The 14887-nt window shown below is 70.9% G+C and carries 13 protein-coding genes and 1 tRNA gene; 10 read left to right on the top strand and 4 right to left on the bottom strand.

Annotation, left to right across the window (positions count from 1 at the left end):
- The first annotated feature begins 74 nt into the window (after positions 1-74).
- Positions 75-1547, top strand: a complete 1473-nt coding sequence (locus tag HC031_RS12250) for an FUSC family protein (RefSeq protein ID WP_205862620.1) — start codon at positions 75-77, stop codon at positions 1545-1547.
- On the opposite strand, the gene polX is transcribed toward HC031_RS12250, so the two are convergent.
- Positions 1544-3316 (bottom strand): DNA polymerase/3'-5' exonuclease PolX, encoded by a 1773-nt coding sequence (gene polX / locus HC031_RS12245; RefSeq protein ID WP_167925356.1) that lies wholly within the window; start codon positions 3314-3316, stop codon positions 1544-1546. The two genes, HC031_RS12250 and polX, sit on opposite strands and share 4 nt — an antisense overlap.
- Positions 3317-3507: 191 nt before the next feature.
- On the opposite strand from polX, the gene HC031_RS12240 reads away from it, so the two are divergent.
- A complete protein-coding gene (locus HC031_RS12240; RefSeq protein ID WP_338090617.1) occupies positions 3508-5448 on the top strand; it encodes a glycoside hydrolase family 9 protein in 1941 nt (646 codons plus the stop codon).
- A 72-nt stretch (positions 5449-5520) separates the two neighbouring features.
- Here HC031_RS12240 and HC031_RS12235 read toward each other — a convergent pair whose 3' ends face one another.
- On the bottom strand, positions 5521-6162 hold the full coding sequence (locus tag HC031_RS12235; protein WP_167925355.1) for a TetR/AcrR family transcriptional regulator C-terminal domain-containing protein: 642 nt from the start codon (positions 6160-6162) through the stop codon (positions 5521-5523).
- 111 nt (positions 6163-6273) lie between these two features.
- On the opposite strand from HC031_RS12235, the gene HC031_RS12230 reads away from it, so the two are divergent.
- From HC031_RS12230 to HC031_RS12220, 3 genes are all read left to right on the top strand, one after another.
- On the top strand, positions 6274-7020 hold the full coding sequence (locus tag HC031_RS12230; protein ID WP_167925433.1) for an ABC transporter ATP-binding protein: 747 nt from the start codon (positions 6274-6276) through the stop codon (positions 7018-7020).
- On the top strand, positions 7020-9557 hold the full coding sequence (locus HC031_RS12225; RefSeq protein ID WP_167925354.1) for an ABC transporter permease: 2538 nt from the start codon (positions 7020-7022) through the stop codon (positions 9555-9557). The genes HC031_RS12230 and HC031_RS12225 overlap by 1 nt, the downstream gene beginning before the upstream one ends.
- A 74-nt stretch (positions 9558-9631) precedes the next feature.
- The gene (locus HC031_RS12220) at positions 9632-9895 is read left to right on the top strand and encodes a DUF6343 family protein (RefSeq protein ID WP_167925353.1); all 264 of its coding nucleotides are present in this window, start codon (positions 9632-9634) and stop codon (positions 9893-9895) included.
- Positions 9896-9900: 5 nt separating this feature from the next.
- On the opposite strand, the gene HC031_RS12215 is transcribed toward HC031_RS12220, so the two are convergent.
- Entirely contained in the window at positions 9901-10158 is a 258-nt protein-coding gene (locus HC031_RS12215) for a Prokaryotic metallothionein (RefSeq protein WP_167925352.1), read from the bottom strand.
- A gap of 88 nt (positions 10159-10246) precedes the next feature.
- Between HC031_RS12215 and HC031_RS12210 the strand changes: the two genes are divergently transcribed.
- Both HC031_RS12210 and HC031_RS12205 read left to right on the top strand, forming a co-directional pair.
- Positions 10247-10621 carry an FKBP-type peptidyl-prolyl cis-trans isomerase gene (locus tag HC031_RS12210; RefSeq protein ID WP_167925351.1) on the top strand — a complete coding sequence of 125 codons (375 nt, stop codon included), beginning with the start codon at positions 10247-10249 and terminating at the stop codon, positions 10619-10621.
- A gap of 109 nt (positions 10622-10730) precedes the next feature.
- Entirely contained in the window at positions 10731-11612 is an 882-nt protein-coding gene (locus HC031_RS12205; protein WP_167925350.1) for a hypothetical protein, read from the top strand.
- A gap of 71 nt (positions 11613-11683) precedes the next feature.
- Here HC031_RS12205 and HC031_RS12200 read toward each other — a convergent pair.
- Positions 11684-11757, bottom strand: a tRNA-Leu gene (locus HC031_RS12200).
- A 74-nt stretch (positions 11758-11831) separates the two neighbouring features.
- Between HC031_RS12200 and HC031_RS12195 the strand changes: the two genes are divergently transcribed.
- The 3 genes from HC031_RS12195 (at position 11832) to HC031_RS12185 (ending at position 14872) form a co-directional block, all read left to right on the top strand.
- Positions 11832-12446 carry an ANTAR domain-containing response regulator gene (locus tag HC031_RS12195; RefSeq protein ID WP_338090616.1) on the top strand — a complete coding sequence of 205 codons (615 nt, stop codon included), beginning with the start codon at positions 11832-11834 and terminating at the stop codon, positions 12444-12446.
- Between the two features lie 204 nt (positions 12447-12650).
- Complete coding sequence (locus HC031_RS12190) at positions 12651-13820, top strand: branched-chain amino acid ABC transporter substrate-binding protein (protein ID WP_167925349.1); 1170 nt, start codon at positions 12651-12653, stop codon at positions 13818-13820.
- Positions 13821-13921: 101 nt separating this feature from the next.
- On the top strand, positions 13922-14872 hold the full coding sequence (locus tag HC031_RS12185) for a branched-chain amino acid ABC transporter permease (protein WP_167925348.1): 951 nt from the start codon (positions 13922-13924) through the stop codon (positions 14870-14872).
- Positions 14873-14887: the final 15 nt, after the last annotated feature.

Raw genomic sequence — 14887 nt, 5'->3', positions numbered from 1 at the left:
CCTGCACGGATGTCTGTCCGGTGTGACTTCGGTCGTTAGATGGCACCGGCACCCGGGTATCGGGTACCAGCGGAATGAGCCTGACACGTCGGCTACGGCTCCGTCTGGGTCGCGAACCGTCCGCGGAGCTGCTGCGCAGAGGTCGCGGGTTCGGCGTGCGCACCGCCAAGATCACCCTGGCTGCGATCCTCTCGTTCGTGATCGCCGAGCGCCTGCACACCAGCGCTCAGCCGGTGCTCGCACCCCTGACCTCACTGCTGGTCGTCCAGCTGACGATGTACGAAACCGTCGAGCACGGCCTGGAGCGGATCCTGAGCGTCGTCGCGGGGGTGCTGGTCGCGGTCGCGGTGGCGTCGTTCGTGGGGCTGACCTGGTGGAGCCTCGGTGGAATCATCGCGGTGGCGCTCGTCGTCGGTGAGCTGGTGCGACTGGGGCCGCATCTGCTGGAAGTACCGATCACCGCGATGCTGATCCTCGCCGTCGGCGGTGTCGAGTCGGCGGCCGTCGGCCGGGTGTCCGAGACGCTGATCGGCGCCGCCGTCGGCATCGTGGTGAACGCCGTGATCGCGCCGCCACTGCACGTTCAGCCGGCCAGCCAGGCCATCGGCGAGCTCGCCGGGCGGATGGCCGATTACCTGCGGGGGCTGGCGAATCAACTGCGCACCGAGTGGTCGCGGGACGCGTCCGAACACTGGCTGGCCGAGGCCCGCACGCTGGGGCGCGAGGTGTTGCGCGCCGACCAGCAGCTCGGGCGCGCCGAGCAGAGCGCGCGGCTCAACCCGCGCGGCGCCCGGGCGCGGGAGGCCCAGCCGCGGCTGCGCACCGCCCTCACCGGTCTCGAACACTGCTACGTGTCGGTGCGCCACGTCGCCAGGGCGCTGTACGACCACACCCTCACCGTCGGCGACGAGGCGGAGGCGTACTCGCCGCAGGTACGCGAGATCCTCGCCGACATCCTCGACTGCGCCGCCGACGCGCTGGCCGCCGTCGTCCAGGTCGCCTGCGGCGGCGACCGCCTCGACGAGGCGCGCGGCTGCGTCGAGCAGCACCTGTCGCACCTGTACGAGCGGCGTCACCGGCTCAGCGAACTGCTGCTGGTCGATCCCCAGACCGACCAGGGGGCGTGGCAGCAGCACGGCGCGCTGCTGGCGGCGATCGACCGGATCCGGGTGGAGATCGAGGCCGCCGTCCGGCCGCCGCGGGCGCCGTGGCGGTCCCCGCTGGGGGTCGAGCGCCAGCGGCAGGCGGCCCGGCTGGTCATCGACGCCGCGTCGCAGGCCGCCGAGGACCTGCGACCGATGCTGCCCGCACCGCGGCGGGTGTCGCCCGTGCCGGACGAGGACGCCCACCGCCGGTACCGCTTCGTCCGCCGGACGATCGGCCGGCTGCCCCGGTTGCGCCTCGGCAACGGCCGCCGTGGCGCCGGCACCGAGACCGGCGGCGGTCGGCCCGGGGGTGCCGGTCGGCCCGGGGGTGCCGGTCGGACCGGGGGCACCGAGACGGCCGGTTCCGACGCCGGCGAGGGCGGCGGTGGTGGGCCGGGCTAGTGCCGCCCCTGACGGGCGCGGCGCGCTCCCGCGCCGACCGGCGCGAGGCGGGCCACCTTCGCCGCGATGAACTCCCGCAGCCGGTCCAGCGGCCAGGCGTTGATGACCTCGTCGGCGCTCAGCCAGCCGCGCTGCGCGGTGCCCACCCCGTACCGCAGGTTGTCCAGGTGCGCGACCGCGTGCGCGTCCGTGTCGATCGCGAACTTCACGCCGTGCTGCCGCGCCCGCAGGATCAGGTCGTCGGGCAGGTCCAGCCGGTCGGGGCAGCTGTTGATCTCCATTGCGGTACCGGTGGCCGCGGCGGCCTCGAACACGGCGTCGAAGTCGGCGTTGACCGGCGGCCGCTGATTGAGCTTCCGGGTGGTCGGATGGCCGATGACGTTGACGTACGGGTTCTCGCAGGCGCGTACCAGCCGGCGGGTCATCGCCTTGCGCGGCTGGCCGAAGCGTGAGTGGATCGAGGCGACCCGGATGTCGAACCCGGCCAGGAAGTCGCCGTCCCAGTCGACCTCGCCGTCCGGGTCGATGTTGAGCTCCGTGCCGTGCAGCAGTTCCAGGTCCGTGGTGTCGGCGAGCATGCGCAGCCGGTCCCGCTGGGCCAGCATCTTCTCGTCGGTCATCCGCTGCATGGGCAGGCTCTTGGCGTGGTCGGTCACCGCGTAGTAGTGGAACCCGCGCGCGCTCGCCGCCGCCAGCATGTCCGTCAGCGACGCCGTTCCGTCCGTGAGGTCCGTGTGGGTGTGCAGGTCACCCCGGATGTCGGCGATCGTGACCAGATCGGGGAGGCGCCCGGTCCGGGCCGCCTCGATCTCGCCGCGGTCTTCGCGCAGCGTCGGCGGGATCCAGGCCAGGTCGAGCTTCGCGTAGACCGCCTCCTCGGTCTCCGAGACCACGAGCGCGTCGTCGTCGATGCGGAACAGCCCGTACTCGGACAGCTTGAGCCCCTTGCGCACGGCGATCTCACGTACCCGGATGTTGTGCTCCTTGGAGCCGGTGAAGTACTGCAGCGCCGCGCCCCACGACTGCGGCGTGACGACGCGCAGATCGACCTGGAGTCCGGTGGTGGTGCGCACCGAGGTCTTGGTCGGGCCGTGCGCGATGACCTCGCCGACGAGGGGCAGGTGGGTGAGCGCCTCCATCACCGGGCCGGAGTCGGTCGAGGCGGCGAGCAGGTCGACGTCACCGACGGTCTCGCGCATCCGGCGCAGCGATCCGGCGTACGCGCACGTGAGGCAGGCGGGATGGGCCGACAGCGCCCGGGTGACCTCCTCGGCGACCGCCATGGCCTCGTCGAGGAGGACCCGTCCGCTGCTGCGCGCGAGCAGTTCGATGCCGTGCAGGAGGTTGGCGGCCGTCTTGGGGCCGAATCCGTGCTGCTCTTCGAGCAGGCCGGAGTGGATCGCGTCCTCCAGCTGGTCCACCGAGGCGATCCCCAGCTGGGAGTAGAGGATCATCGCCTTGCGCGGACCGAGCGTGGGGATGGTCACCAGCTCCCGTACGCCGGCCGGGATCTCCTCGCGTAGCTGGTCGAGCGCGGCGACGTGGCCGGTGGCGAAGTACTCGATGATCTTTTCGGCGATCGACTTCCCCACGTTGGGGATCTCGCGGAGGCCGCGCAGGTCGAGGCCGGACACGTCGACGGGGTAGCCGGCGACGGTCCGGGCCGCGTTCTCGTAGGCGCGGATCTTGTAGGGCTCGCCGTTGGTGATCGCGAGCAGGTCGGCGAACTCCTGCAGGAGCGCCTCGACGGCCTCGTTCGGCCGGCCCATACGGCCCAGTCTAGGCGGACACCTGGCGTGGACGGGGTGGCGCCAGGCCGGCTCACCCGTTACGGGTGACCCAGGTCTCACGGGTAAAACCACCCAAACTCCTGCCGAACGTCAGGAAATATCGCTCTCCGTGGTCGATTCGTAACGCATCTGGCTAGCATGGCGGCCCGAATCGACCCCCGGGAGAGCACGTGATCCTCAGTCGGCGCCACTGGTCAGCTCGGATGCGCGCGGCGGTCACCGCCGCGACCGCGCTCACCGCCACCGGACTCCTCGCCGTCGCGCCGGGCGCGACCGCCGCGTACGCGGACGCCGCCGAACCGGCCGGCGTCAGCGCCGCCGCGCCGAGCGGCGCCGTGCCCGAGATGTACCGGTCGGGCACCGGCCCGGAGGTGCGTGTCAACCAGGTCGGGTACCTGCCGGACGGCCCGAAGAACGCCACCGTCGCCAGCGACGCGGGCACCGGCGTGCCCTGGCAGCTCCGCAACGCCGCCGGCAAGACGGTGGCCAGCGGCCTCACCACGCCGCGGGGCATGGACGCCGCCTCGGCGCAGTCGGTCCACGCCATCGACTTCAGCGCGTACACCACCCCCGGCAAGGGGTACCGGCTGGTGGTCGGCGGCGAGGCGAGCCACCCGTTCGCCATCGGGGCCGACGTGTACGACGGGCTGCGGCAGGACGCGCTGAAGTTCTACTATACCCAGCGCAGCGGCATCGCCATCGACGACAGGCTGCGGCCCGGGTACGGCCGGCCCGCCGGTCACGTCTCGGCGGGGGAGACCGGCGACCGCGCCGTGCCCTGCGTCAACAACGGGTGCGACTACACGCTGAACGTCGCCGGCGGCTGGTACGACGCCGGCGACCAGGGCAAGTACGTGGTCAACGGCGGCATCTCCGTGTACCAGCTGATGAACGAGTTCGAGCGCAGCAGGACCGCGCCGACGGGCGGCGCCGCGAAGCTCGGTGACGGCGCGCTGGCCATCCCGGAGAGCCACAACGGCGTGCCGGACATCCTGGACGAGGCGCGCTGGGAGCAGGAGTTCCTGCTCAGGATGCAGGTACCGGCCGGTAAGCCGCTGGCCGGCATGGCCCACCACAAGGTCCAGGACGACAGCTGGACCACCCTGCCGACGCGGCCCGACCAGGACACGAAGAAGCGGGTGCTGTACCCGCCGTCCACGGCGGCGACGCTCAACCTCGCCGCGACCGCGGCGCAGGCGGCCCGCGTGTTCGCCCCGTACGACCGCGCCTTCGCGGAGCGGAACCTGGCGGCCGCGAAGGCGGCGTGGGCCGCGGCCAAGGCGCACCCCTCGATGTACGCCTCCGGCGACAGCGGCTCGGGCGGTGGCGGGTACGGCGACACCGACGTCTCCGACGAGTTCTACTGGGCGGCCGCGGAGCTGTACCTGACCACCGGCGAGCAGCAGTACGCCGACTTCCTGCACGCCTCGCCCCAGCACACGGCCGACATCTGGAGCGAGCGCGGGTTCGGCTGGGACCACGTCGCCGCGCTGGGCCGGCTCGACCTGGCCACCGTGCCGAACAACCTGCCCGACCGGGACGCGGTCCGCCGGTCGGTCGTGCAGGGCGCCGACCGGTACCTGGCGACGCTGCGGGCCAACCCGTACGGCACGCCCTACGCCCCGTCGGACAACCGGTACGACTGGGGCTCCAACAGCATGGTGCTCAACAACCTGGTCGTCATCGCGACCGCGTACGACCTCACCGGCGACGCGAAGTACCGCGACGGGGTGCTGCAGGGCATGGACTACGTCCTCGGCCGCAACGTGCTGGACCGGTCGTACGTGACCGGGTACGGCACGAACTACTCCCACAACCAGCACTCCCGCTGGTACGCCCACTCGCTCGACAAGCGGCTGCCCGCCCCGCCGAAGGGTGCGCTCGCCGGTGGCGCCAACTCCGGAAACGAGGACGACGTGGCAAAGGCCAAGCTGGCCGGCTGCGCGCCGCAGTACTGCTACGTCGACGACGTGATGGCCTTCGCGGGCAACGAACTGACCATCAACTGGAACGCCCCACTGGCCTGGGTGTCGGCGTTCATCTCGGACCAGCGCGACGGGGGCGTCCGTGAGCCGGCTCCGGCTCAGGTGACCAACCCGGTGCGCCGGTGACCCGCAGCGGCGGGGCGGTCCCACCCGCCTGCTGACCGAGCGTCACCACCGGGGCGCTGCTACCTCACCCGCTCACCGGTGAGGTAGCAGCGCCTCGAGGCCGGTGATCAGTACGTTCAGCCCGAACTCGAACTCCGCCTGCGGATCGGAGGCGGCGAGCTCCGGCCCGACCTCGTCGACCGTGGGCAGCAGCCGACCGACCGACGGCTGGTCCAGCGAGCCCGCCGGTGCCTGCGCGGCGGGGTGGGCGGCGAAGTAGGCGCCCAGCTCGACCTCCAGGGTGCCGAGCGAGTAGGCGACCAGCGCCCGGTACGCCCGGGCGGTGCTGTGCGGGTCGAACCCGGCGGCGCGGAACGACCGGAACCCGGCCTCGACGAAGGCGAGGGCGTCCGGGGTGCGCGGCGGGAACCGGGCGATCAGCGGCGCGGCGTGCGGGTGCCGCAGGGTGACCGTGCGGGCCGAGCGCATGATGCGGCGCGCCGTCTCCTGCCAGCCGATTCCCGGCGGTGGCGCTTCGATCTCGGCGAGCAGGAGCTGGGCGACCGCCTCGAGGACGGCGTCCTTGTCCGGAAAGTGGTTGTACAGCGCCATCGCCGAGGTGGAGAGCTTCTCGGCCAGGTGGCGCATGGTGAGCGCCTCGATGCCCTCGGCATCGAGGACGGCGAGGGCGGCCTCGGCGATCGCCCGTTCGTTCAGTCGTGCCTTTCTGGGCACCTCTCACGCTCCGTTCGGACCACGTCTCCCGATGTCGCTGCTCGTTATTCTTTACGCCGTACGTTTATACTGTAACGACGTACATCATTGAAGGGTAGCGCTCAAATGTCCATGGTCAAGTCCCCGGCCGGTGTTCGCACCGCGGCCCGGGTGGTCGGCGCCACGAAGCTCTACGGTCGAGGAGACTCAGCGGTCCAGGCTCTCGACAACGTGAGCGTGGATTTCCCCGCGGGGGCCTTCACCGCCATCATGGGCCCGTCCGGCTCCGGCAAGTCCACCCTGCTGCACTGCCTGGCCGGGCTGGACACGCTCACGGCGGGCCGGGTGTTCATCGGCGACACCGACGTCTCCGGGCTGTCCGACGCCGACCTGACCCTGCTGCGCCGCAACCGCCTCGGCTTCATCTTCCAGACCTACAACCTGGTCCCGACGCTGACGGCGGAGGAGAACATCGTCCTCCCGCTGCGCCTCGGCGGACGCAAGGCCGACCCGGCCTGGCTGGCGCAGGTCGTCGCCGCCGTCGGCCTGGCCAACCGCCTGAAGCACACCCCCGCCGAGCTGTCCGGCGGCCAGCAGCAGCGGGTCGCGGCGGCCCGCGCGCTCATCACCCAGCCGGAGATCGTCTTCGCCGACGAGCCGACCGGCGCGCTCGACTCGCGCTCCAGCGGCGAGCTGCTGCGCTTCCTTCGGCACGCGGTCGACGAGTACGGCCAGACCACCGTCATGGTCACCCACGACGCCACCGCCGCCAGCTACGCCGACCGGGTGCTCTTCCTGCGCGACGGCCGGGTGGTCGACGAGATGCGCGAGCCGACCGCCGACCGGATCCTCGACGCCATGAAGGGCCTCGGTGAGTGATGTTCGCGCTCACCCTCAAGGGGCTGTTCGCCCGTAAGGTACGGCTGTTCCTCACGGCGATCTCCGTCATGCTGGGCGTCGCGTTCGTGAGCGGCACGCTGGTGCTCACCGACACCGTGAAGGCGGCCTTCGACCAGCTGTACGCCGGGCTGACCAAGGGCACGGACGTGACCGTGCGGTCCAAGTCGGCGTTCACCGACACCAGCACGCTGCAGTCGACCAAGCCGGTGCCGGCGACCCTCGTCGACACCGTCCGCCGGGTGGACGGTGTGGCGTCCGCCGAGGGCTCGATCACCGGGTACGCCCTGATGCTCGACAAGACGGGCAAGCCGATCCAGCCCGGTGGCGCGCCGACCCTCGGCGCGGGCTACGTGACCGACCGCGAGCTGGCGGGCGGTTTCAGCCTGCGTAGCGGGCGCGGACCCCGGGCCGCCGACGAGGTGATCGTGGACGCGGCCACCGCCCGCAAGTACTCGTACCGCCCCGGCGACACCATCGGCATCATCTTCGAGTCCGGCGGGCAGCGGCGGTTCACCGTCGTCGGCATCGCCGGCTTCGGTCAGGCCGACAACCTGGCCGGCGCGACCCTGGCCACGTTCCAGATGTCGACCGCACAGCAGTTGCTCGGCAAGGTCGGGCAGTTCGACGCGATCGACGTGCGCGGCCGGGCCGGGGTGACCCCCGACCAGCTGCGGGGGCGGATCGCGCGCGTCCTGCCGGCCGGGACGGAGGCGGTGACGAGCGCGACGGTCTCCAGCGAGGCCAGCAAGTCGATCCAGAGCGCGCTCAGCATGTTCACCAAGATCTTCCTGGGCTTCGCGGCGGTCTCGCTGCTGGTCGGCTCGTTCATGATCTGGAACACGTTCTCGATCCTGGTCGCCCAGCGCGGCCGCGAGCACGCCCTGCTGCGTGCGATCGGTGCCGGGCGCCGGCAGATCCTGGGCAGCGTCCTCGCCGAGGCGGTCGCCGTCGGCCTGGTCGCCTCCGTCCTCGGCCTCGGGCTCGGGCTGGCAGTCGCCAGTGGCCTGCGCGGGCTGCTGGGCGCGGTCGGCATGGAGCTGCCGAGCGCGGCGCTGCAACTGCACGCCCGTACCGTGATCGCCGCCTTCGCCGTCGGCGTGCTCGTGACGCTGGTCGCGGCCCTCGCGCCGGCGTGGCGGGCCACCCGGATCCCGCCGATCGCGGCGCTGCGCGAGGCGGCCGCGCCGGCCAAGGGGGTCGCCCGGTGGCGGCTCGTCGTCGGCGCCCTGCTGCTCGTCGGGGGCGTGGCGGGGCTGGTCCGGGCGATCAGCGCGGACTCGCAGACGGCCGCGGCGGGCCTCGGCACGCTGGCGACCTTCCTGGGCGTCATGATGCTGGCTCCGGTTGCGGTCCGGCCGCTGGTACGCGTCCTGGGGGCGCCGATCTCCCGGAGCGTCACCGGTGGCATGGGCCGGCTCAACGCGGCGCGCTCCCCGCGCCGTACCGCCTCCACCGCTACCGCGCTCGTCGTCGGGCTCGCGCTCGTCGTGGCCGTGACCGTCGTGGCATCGTCGATCAAGGCGTCGGTGGGGGACGTGCTGGACCGCGCGAACAAGGCCGACCTGATCCTCAAAGCCAGCAGCCAGTTCGCGGCCGGCATCCCGACGGGCGTGGCCGACAAGCTGCGCACGCAGCCGGAGGTCGGCACGGTCTCGGAGATGCGCTGGGGCATGGCGCAGGTCGACGGTGCGACGACACCGGTGGCCGGACTCGACCCGGCCACCGTCGACCGGGTCGCCAACCTCGGCATGGCCTCCGGCTCGGTCGGCGCGCTCGGCCGGGACGGAATCCTGCTGTCGGCCGACATCGCCAAGGCGAAGGGGCTGCGCGTCGGCTCCCCGCTGACGGTGAAGTTCGCCCAGACCGGCGACCGGAAGCTGCGCGTGATCGGCACGTTCACCGACACCACCCTGATCGGTACCGGCTACGTGGTCAGCCTGGACACCTACAACGCCAACTTCTCAGACCGGCTCGACATCGCCGTGCTGGTGGCTGCCCGCCAGGGCGTCAGCACCGCGCAGGTCAAGCAGGTGGCAACGACGGCGCTGGCCGAGTACCCGAACGTCGCGATCTCGGATGCCAACGATCTCAAGGAAACCCAGAGCAAGAGCGTGGACCAGCTACTCGGCATGGTGTACGTGATGCTCCTGCTGGCCGTGGTGATCGCGCTGCTCGGCGTGGTGAACACGCTGGCGCTGTCGGTGCTGGAGCGGACCCGTGAGCTGGGCCTGCTGCGGGCGGTCGGCATGACCCGCCGGCAGGTCCGCGCGGCGGTCCGCTGGGAGGCGCTGCTGATCGCGGCCGTCGGCGCGGTCCTCGGCCTGGTCCTGGGGCTGGCGTTCGGCGCGGCCTTCTCGCGGGCCCTCGCCTCCATCGGCATCGTCACCGTCGACGTGCCGATCGGACAGCCGCTCGTCTGCGCGGTGATCGCGGCCCTCGCCGGCGTCGTCGCCGCGATCGTCCCGGCGCGCCGAGCCGCCCGGGTCGACATCCTGCGGGCCGTCGTAACGGAGTAACGCGGTAACGGAAGAAGGGAACCCCGGTACCCCGCGGGTGCGTCAGCGGCGCGCTCACGGGGTACCGGGACCATATGCGTATCGGTGCTCAGCCCAAGGGCGCCCGGGGGACCGTCGGGCACCCGTACAGCGCGCTGAACCTGCGACTGGTGCTCGCCGGCTTCGGCCTGGTCGCCTGCGCGCTGCTGGCGCTGGCGCTGGTGTGGACCGGTCACCCGGCCTTCGCGGCGGTCGCCGCCGTGCTCGCCGCGGTCGCGCTGGTCGACCTCGTCGTGATCCAGCTACGGCGCCGGCGCGCACGCGTCACCCGTACCGACAGCCACTCGCTGTTCGGCTGACCGGCTCAGCCCGGATGGGCTCCGACCGTGTCGCGGACCTGGACGCCCTTGTCCATACCGCTGTTGCGGGCACAGTTCGCACAGCAGAAGAACCGGCCGTCGACCTCCACCCCATGCCCGACGATCTTGACTTGGCACTGTTCGCAGACCGGAGCGAGGCGCTGGATGGCGCACTCGAACGAGTCGAACACGTGGACATCGCCGGCGGTGTGGATCTCGAACGACATCCAGTAGTCGTTGTTGCAAACTTCGCAAACGGCCATGTCTACGAGCGTGCGCCCGGCGGCCTGCGCCGGCAACCGGAGGAGCGCGGCCCGGCCGCCCGCCGGCCCGCCACCTAGGCTGAGCGGTATGACGACGAGCAGACCGACGATCGACCGTCCCGACGGCGAGCCCCCCACCGAGCTGCAGATCGACGACCTCGTCGTCGGTGACGGGCCGGAGGCCACGGCCGGACACGACGTGGTCGTGCACTACGTCGGGGTGGCCCACTCCACCGGCGAGGAGTTCGACGCCTCCTGGAACAGGGGCGCGCCGTTCACGTTCCCGCTCGGCGCCGGCCGCGTCATCGGCGGCTGGGACCAGGGCGTCCAGGGCATGCGGGTCGGCGGGCGTCGGCGGCTGACCATCCCGCCGCACCTCGGGTACGGCGACCGCGGCGCCGGCAACGTCATCAAGCCCGGCGAGACCCTCATCTTCGTCGTCGACCTGCTCGGGGTGCGGTAAACCGTCGGCCACGGCCCGCCGTCCGGTTTCGGCCGGGTTGGCGGGATACCCGTACGCTGAGCGGGCGCGGATGGCGTAGCCGTCCGCGCCGTCGCGTCGGGAGGTGGGCTTGCGGTTCCGCACGGTTGCGGTGGCGCTGCTGGTTGTCGTCGCCGTTGTCGGCTTGACCTGTTACGGCGCGTGGCGGGTGCTCATGCCGGCGGCGCTCAAGCCGCTGCCGCCACCGCGGGAGTGCGTGGCGCGGGCGGGCGGCACGGCGGCGCTCGAGCCCGAGCAGATGGCCAGCGCGGCGACCATCGCCGCCGTCGGAGTGCGCCGGCACCTGCCGGTACGGGCCGTTCAGGTGGCGCTCGCGACGGCGATGCAGGAGTCCAAGCTGCTCAACCTGTCCGGCGGCGACCGCGACTCGGTGGGGCTGTTCCAGCAGCGGCCGAGCCAGGGCTGGGGGAACCCGCAGCAGCTGATGGACGAGCGCTTCGCGTCCGCCGCGTTCTACGCCGCGCTCGTCAAGGTCCCCGACTGGCAGACGATGGACGTCGGTGACGCGGCGCAGGCGGTCCAGCACAGCGCCTATCCGGAGGCGTACGCGCAGTGGAGCGACCGGGCCGACGTGCTGGCCCGCGCGCTCACGGGTGGGGCCGAGCAGGCCGTCACGTGCACGCTCGGCTCCGGATCGGGTGCCGGCCCGGCGCCGCGGGGAGCGGCGGCGGCCCAGGCCGTGGTGGCCGGGCTGCGCGCCGACTGGGGCGCCGACGCGGCGGTGACCGGCTCGGACGGCGGTGAGGTGACCGTTCGGGCGGCGGATGCCCAGACCGGTTGGCGGTACGCCTATTGGATGGTGTCGCACGCCGCGGAGTGCGGCGTCGAACAGGTGCGCGTCGCCGGACGGACGTGGACGGTCAAGGACGGCCGATGGACCGGCTCCTCGGCGTCGCCCGGCGCCGCGGCGGACGCGGTCACCGTGACCGCCCGGGTCACCCGCGGAAGCTGACGCCAGCGGCTCTCGACGAGCCCGCCGCCGGGAGGGATCGACGACGGATGCGGCACTTGTCCTTTTCTGTGTGCCCCCGGTGGGATTCGAACCCACACTGTCGGAGGTTTGAGCTCCGTTCCTCTGCCGGTTGGGATACGGGGACCGACACGCCGTCATAGGGTACCGACTACTCTGAGCGGGGCGGTAACCGCCGTCGGAGTTTCGAGGTCGATCGGAGTGTCGCGAGTGGCTGACGTACCGAGCCGTCGGGTGCTCATCGCGGAGGACGAGGCGCTGATCCGTCTGGACCTGCGCGAGATGCTGGTCGAGGAGGGTTACGACGTCGTCGGCGAGGCGGCCGACGGCGAGACGGCCGTACGACTGGCCGAGGACCTGCGTCCCGACCTCGTCATTCTCGACATCAAGATGCCGATCATGGACGGTCTCGCCGCGGCGGAGAAGATCGCGGCGGGCCGGATCGCCCCGGTCGTCATTCTGACCGCGTTCAGCCAGCGCGAACTGGTGGAGCGGGCGCGCGCGGCGGGAGCTATGGCCTACCTGGTCAAGCCGTTCCAGAAGAGCGACCTGGTGCCGGCGATCGAGATCGCACTGTCCCGGTTCTCGGAAATGGCGGCGCTCGAGGACGAGGTCGCCAACCTGCAGGAGCGTTTGGAGACGCGCAAGGCGATCGAGCGTGCCAAGGGCATGTTGATGACGGCATATGACATGAACGAGCCGGAAGCCTTCAAATGGATCCAGCGCACCGCCATGGATCACCGGATGACAATGCGGGAAGTAGCCGACCGGATACTCGCTGAAGCTCCCACGAAGCCTTCCGCGAAGCCGGCATAGAGGCCGGTGTATTACACCTCACACCCCAAGAACGCGACCTCATGTAACGGTTCAGTCAAAGCCGTTCGCGGAGACTTACGGTCTGCTCGTTCCGTGCAATAGAGTCCCGCCCCAGACCGGACCGCGAAATTGGGATCCTCGTCACATCGTCGCAGCTCACGCGACGTCGGGCGGGATCCACCGGATGGAGGAGGGGTCAAGGCCTTGAGGCAGGGACTCACGCGTGCGTTGGGCGGGGTGGCCATTGTGGCGCTCGCCGCCGGGCTAGCGGCGTGCAATAAGAGCAGCAGTGGCGGCAGCGGAAACGCGGCCGAGGGTAAGAACTGCGGGTACGAGATTGCGTACCTGGGCGCATTGACCGGCCCGTCGGCCAATCTCGGCGTGAACATCGAGCAGGGCGCGGAGCTCGCCGTCGAGCAGTACAACAAGAAGAACGGCGCCAACTGCATCGTCATCAAGAAGTTCGACTCGCAGGGCAGCGCGGATGTCGCGCCCGGCCTTGCCCGCCAGCTCGTCGCGGACAAGAAGATCCTCGGTGTCGTAGGCCTGCCGTTCTCGGGCGAGTCGCAGGCGGCCAACCCGATTCTGAACGACGCCCAGATCCCCAACATCACGCCGTCGGCCACCAACCCGGTGCTGTCGACCAAGGGCTGGAAGTACTTCCACCGGGCCGTCGCCAACGACAGCGCTCAGGGCCCGGCCGCCGGCGCGTACATCAAGAACGTGCTGAAGGCGGAGAAGGCCTTCGTGGTCGACGACCAGTCGGCGTACGGCGCGGGCCTGGCCGACCAGGTCAAGGCCACCCTCGGGTCGGCGGTCGTCGACAGCGACAAGGTCGGCGGTGAGGGCAAGCAGACCGACTTCTCCGCCACCGTCACCAAGGTCGTCGCCAGCGGCGCGACCGCGCTGTTCTACGGCGGCTACTACCAGAACGCGGGAGTGTTCCGTAAGCAGCTCACCGCCGCCGGGTGGAAGGGCGTCCTGGTCGCCGGCGACGGCGTCAACGACAAGGGCTACATCGAGGCCGCCGGCAAGGACGCCGCCGAGGGCACGATCCTGACCTGCCCGTGCGCGCCGGCGTCGAAGGCCAAGGGCAGCTTCGTCACCGACTACAAGACGCGGTGGAAGGTCGACGCGGGTACCTACAGCGATGTGGCCTACGACGCGGCCAACATCTTCCTGGAGGGCATCAGCAAGGGCAACACCACCCCGGAGAAGCTGAACGACTACCTGAAGTCGGTCAACTACACCGGCGTGGCGAACACCTACAAGTTCACCGACACCGGGGAGCTCGACCCGACCCAGATCGTGGTGTGGGCGTTCAAGGTCAACAATGGCGAGGTCGTCCCGGACCAGGCGGCGCCCAAGGCGTGATCGGCTCTTCGCCGGTACGAGCAAGGACATGAGTCGACGGATCGGTGCGGTCGGGGAGGCTCCCGGCCGCACCGCTCCTTATCCGTACCTTGGAGCACCCCTTGCACTTCTCTAACCTTTTCCACCAGTTCGGCGAGCTGACCGTGACCGGGCTGGCGCAGGGCGCGATCATCGCGCTCTTCGCCCTCGGGTACACCCTGGTCTACGGCGTACTTCGACTGATCAACTTCGCCCACTCCGAGGTGTTCACCGTGGGCGCGTTCACCGCTGTCATCGTCTGGGGCGGCTTCGGGCTCAACCAGGACTCGCCAACCCCCGGGCTGGGCGGGTTCGTCGGCTACCTGCTGATCGGGCTGGTGGCGGCGATGGCGGCCTCGGCGGTCACCGCTTTAGTGATCGAACTGGTCGCGTACCGGCCGCTGCGCCGTCGCAACGCCCCGCCGCTGGCCTTCCTGATCACCGCGATCGGCGCCTCCATCGCCATTTCGGAGTTCGTCGGCGTGCTCACCCACCGCAACAACAAGGGCGTGCCGCGCCTGATCAAGCAGGAGGAGGTCTTCCCGTTCCTGGACGGCAAGGTCACCGACCTGCAGATCTTCATCGTCGTCGTCGCATTGGTGATGATGGTGGGGCTGGACCTGTTCATCAACCGCACGCGCCTCGGCCGGGGCATCCGCGCCGTCTCGCAGAACCCCGACAGCGCCGCGCTGATGGGCGTCAACAAGAACCGGGTCATCTCGCTGGTCTTCCTGCTGGGCGGCCTGATGGCCGGGGTCGCCGCCATCATGTACCTGCTGAAGATCGGCAACGTTCGCTACGACAACGGCCTGTACCTGGGAGTCGAGGCGTTCGCCGCCGCGGTACTCGGCGGCATCGGCAACCTGCGGGGAGCACTGCTGGGCGGGATCGTCCTCGGCCTGTTCGAAAACTACGTGGCGGGACTGTTCGCAACGAACTGGCACAGCGTCGGCGCGTTCGTCCTCCTTGTGGCGTTGCTGATGTTCCGGCCGACCGGCCTGCTGGGCGAGTCTCTCGGAAGGGCGAGGGCATGACGACCACCGCGGACA

The sequence above is a fragment of the Planosporangium thailandense genome (assembly GCF_011947195.1).
Lineage (GTDB): Bacteria > Actinomycetota > Actinomycetes > Mycobacteriales > Micromonosporaceae > Planosporangium > Planosporangium thailandense.
Note: the sequence above shows the minus strand (reverse complement) of the source record. Positions and strands in the feature narration are given on the sequence as shown.

Coding starts and splice junctions, on each gene's coding strand:
- HC031_RS12250 (WP_205862620.1), top strand. CDS start 75: ATGAGCCTGACACGTCGGCTACGGCTCCGTCTGGGTCGCGAACCGTCC.
- polX (WP_167925356.1), bottom strand. CDS start 3,316: ATGGGCCGGCCGAACGAGGCCGTCGAGGCGCTCCTGCAGGAGTTCGCC.
- HC031_RS12230 (WP_167925433.1), top strand. CDS start 6,274: ATGGTCAAGTCCCCGGCCGGTGTTCGCACCGCGGCCCGGGTGGTCGGC.
- HC031_RS12225 (WP_167925354.1), top strand. CDS start 7,020: ATGTTCGCGCTCACCCTCAAGGGGCTGTTCGCCCGTAAGGTACGGCTG.
- HC031_RS12220 (WP_167925353.1), top strand. CDS start 9,632: ATGCGTATCGGTGCTCAGCCCAAGGGCGCCCGGGGGACCGTCGGGCAC.
- HC031_RS12215 (WP_167925352.1), bottom strand. CDS start 10,158: ATGGCCGTTTGCGAAGTTTGCAACAACGACTACTGGATGTCGTTCGAG.
- HC031_RS12210 (WP_167925351.1), top strand. CDS start 10,247: ATGACGACGAGCAGACCGACGATCGACCGTCCCGACGGCGAGCCCCCC.